Annotated in this window: 3 protein-coding genes; all 3 read right to left on the reverse strand. The window is 35.4% G+C overall.

Going from position 1 to position 1,925, the window contains the following annotated elements:
* Nucleotides 1-56 precede the first annotated feature (56 nt).
* The 3 genes from AC4AGG_RS16220 to AC4AGG_RS16230 all read right to left on the reverse strand — a co-directional run bounded on the left by AC4AGG_RS16220 (nucleotide 57) and on the right by AC4AGG_RS16230 (nucleotide 1,873).
* Complete coding sequence (locus tag AC4AGG_RS16220; RefSeq protein ID WP_489773064.1) at nucleotides 57-482, reverse strand: SRPBCC family protein; 426 nt, start codon at nucleotides 480-482, stop codon at nucleotides 57-59.
* Nucleotides 479-1,066 carry a hypothetical protein gene (locus AC4AGG_RS16225; RefSeq protein WP_489773065.1) on the reverse strand — a complete coding sequence of 196 codons (588 nt, stop codon included), beginning with the start codon at nucleotides 1,064-1,066 and terminating at the stop codon, nucleotides 479-481. The genes AC4AGG_RS16220 and AC4AGG_RS16225 overlap by 4 nt, the downstream gene beginning before the upstream one ends.
* Nucleotides 1,067-1,147: 81 nt before the next feature.
* The gene (locus tag AC4AGG_RS16230) at nucleotides 1,148-1,873 is read right to left on the reverse strand and encodes a nitroreductase family protein (protein ID WP_489773066.1); all 726 of its coding nucleotides are present in this window, start codon (nucleotides 1,871-1,873) and stop codon (nucleotides 1,148-1,150) included.
* Nucleotides 1,874-1,925 lie beyond the last annotated feature (52 nt).

Below are 1,925 nucleotides of genomic sequence, written 5' to 3' on the forward strand. Positions count from 1 at the left end.
AGAACTAAGTTACGACAAAAAAAGTAATAGTGCGGAAGTCAATCAGATAAGAAACCTTAGTTCTCGGCGATCTCTTTTATTGTTTCCAAAGCTTTCGGAAAAGTGTTGGCGAAATATCCAACATATTCCTCGGGCGAATTCATCGTCATGGTAAGTAAAACTTTACCGTCTTTTTCTACTAAATCAAATCTTTCGATAGCGTCTTCACCGTAGGTCTCCACTTGCTTGACACCATCTTTAAACTCGCCTTTATGAAGAAAATACATTTTCTCATAAGGGACTAATTTTTCAATGACAGCAAACATTCCGCTTCCTTCTGGACCAAGGAAAAAGATATCACCGCCTTCCTTCAAATCGGATTTATAATGCGATCCTTCATGAAAAATACTGCACCAGTTTCTATAATTTTCGTCTTTCCAAAGTGCTTCCCAAACTTTTTCTTTTGAAGCGTTGATATCGATGGTAAATTCTAATTTTTTCATTTTTTATTTTTTCTTTTTTTTGAAGTGATTACGATGGCACCAAAGCGAGCTTCCTTACCATATAAAGCAACTGCTTTTTGTTCGTCAAGAATCATTATGGACTCAATGTTTTCTTGATTAAGTTTTTTCATTTTTTCCTCTGAAATTCGAACTTTATCCAAAAAAATTAGAGGCTTTGTAGATTCTATCATCGCTTTGGAAGGCATTCCTGCAATAATTACTACATTATCGAGAGTATCATTAACCTTTTTAAAGCCATCAAATCCCTTTTCTAAATCGACCTGTTTTATTTCCTCTTCTGTTTTTAACTCTTGTCCATTTGCAAGATTGACCGCACTTGTTCCAACCATAAGTCCTAATGCCATTTTTCCTAAGACTGACAATGCAATATTTCGGTTCACTTGTTTATCAGTAAATCTTCCGCAAATATTTGAACTCTCATTTAATTCATTATAAACTTCTTCATCTGAACAATCTGTAAAATCAATAACCGTTTTGGAACAAACGGCACAAAATCTTCCTTTTTCGTCGAGAGTCATCAAGTCCCAATTCTCGTGACAGGGCTTTGGAATGGTGATTTTCATAAAAACGTGTTTTTATTATTGATGAGAATTTTCAGGGAAAGGTTGGATTATGATTTTCCTTGAATAAGTAAAGGTAAAAAATTAAATCCTTTTATACACCTCGTCAAAAGGAATTCGCATGCGTTCGCCCCAAATTCCTTTTTCCATTCGGATTCCACAGGAAATAATCATGTTGATTTCTGCACCATAAGGAAGATTTAAAATATTTTTTACCCTTCGGCTATCAAAACCTTCCATCGGACAAGTATCGTAACCTTCGTCCGCCATTGCCAACATAAAGGTTTGAGCAGCTAACGCACAAGATTTGTGAACTACGACTCTTGCATCACTTTCTGAAACTTGGTAAACAATCGGTCGGAAAAGTCCAACAATATTCACCACAATTTTTCTAATTAAACCTAAAACTCCAAAAAACTTAGAGTAGAAAAAAGGAATAACCTTTCCATAATACATTTGCCATCTTTTGATGCGCTTTTCGTGTTTTTCTTGAGGACTATTTTTTAGAACATTCTGTGTTTCGAGCTCGATCATTCTTTTCGCTCTTTTGCGATGCAAATCTTGTCTCGTAACAAAAACAACCATTTGTTTCGCCGTAGTTGCGGCATCTTGGTCGAGACAAGCATGAGCGAGTTTTTTCAAAGTTTCAGGGTCGGTTATATGATAAAATTCCCACAATTGCATATTGGAAGAATTGGGAGACAAGGTAGCCAACTCAATACACTGCTGAACTTTGTTAGGGTCAATTGATTTTTCGGAGTCATAAAAACGGACGGAACGACGATACTGAAGCAGTTCTTTCAAATTCATATTATTATCTTTTGTACAATGACGAATAAGAATGGGAATTACTTTAAAATTA

The sequence above is a fragment of the Chryseobacterium sp. CG10_8 genome (assembly GCF_058117085.1).

Excerpts from the sequence above, each read along its gene's own strand:
- AC4AGG_RS16230 (WP_489773066.1), bottom strand. The coding sequence starts at position 1,873 with ATGAATTTGAAAGAACTGCTTCAGTATCGTCGTTCCGTCCGTTTTTAT.
- AC4AGG_RS16220 (WP_489773064.1), bottom strand. The coding sequence starts at position 482 with ATGAAAAAATTAGAATTTACCATCGATATCAACGCTTCAAAAGAAAAA.
- AC4AGG_RS16225 (WP_489773065.1), bottom strand. The coding sequence starts at position 1,066 with ATGAAAATCACCATTCCAAAGCCCTGTCACGAGAATTGGGACTTGATG.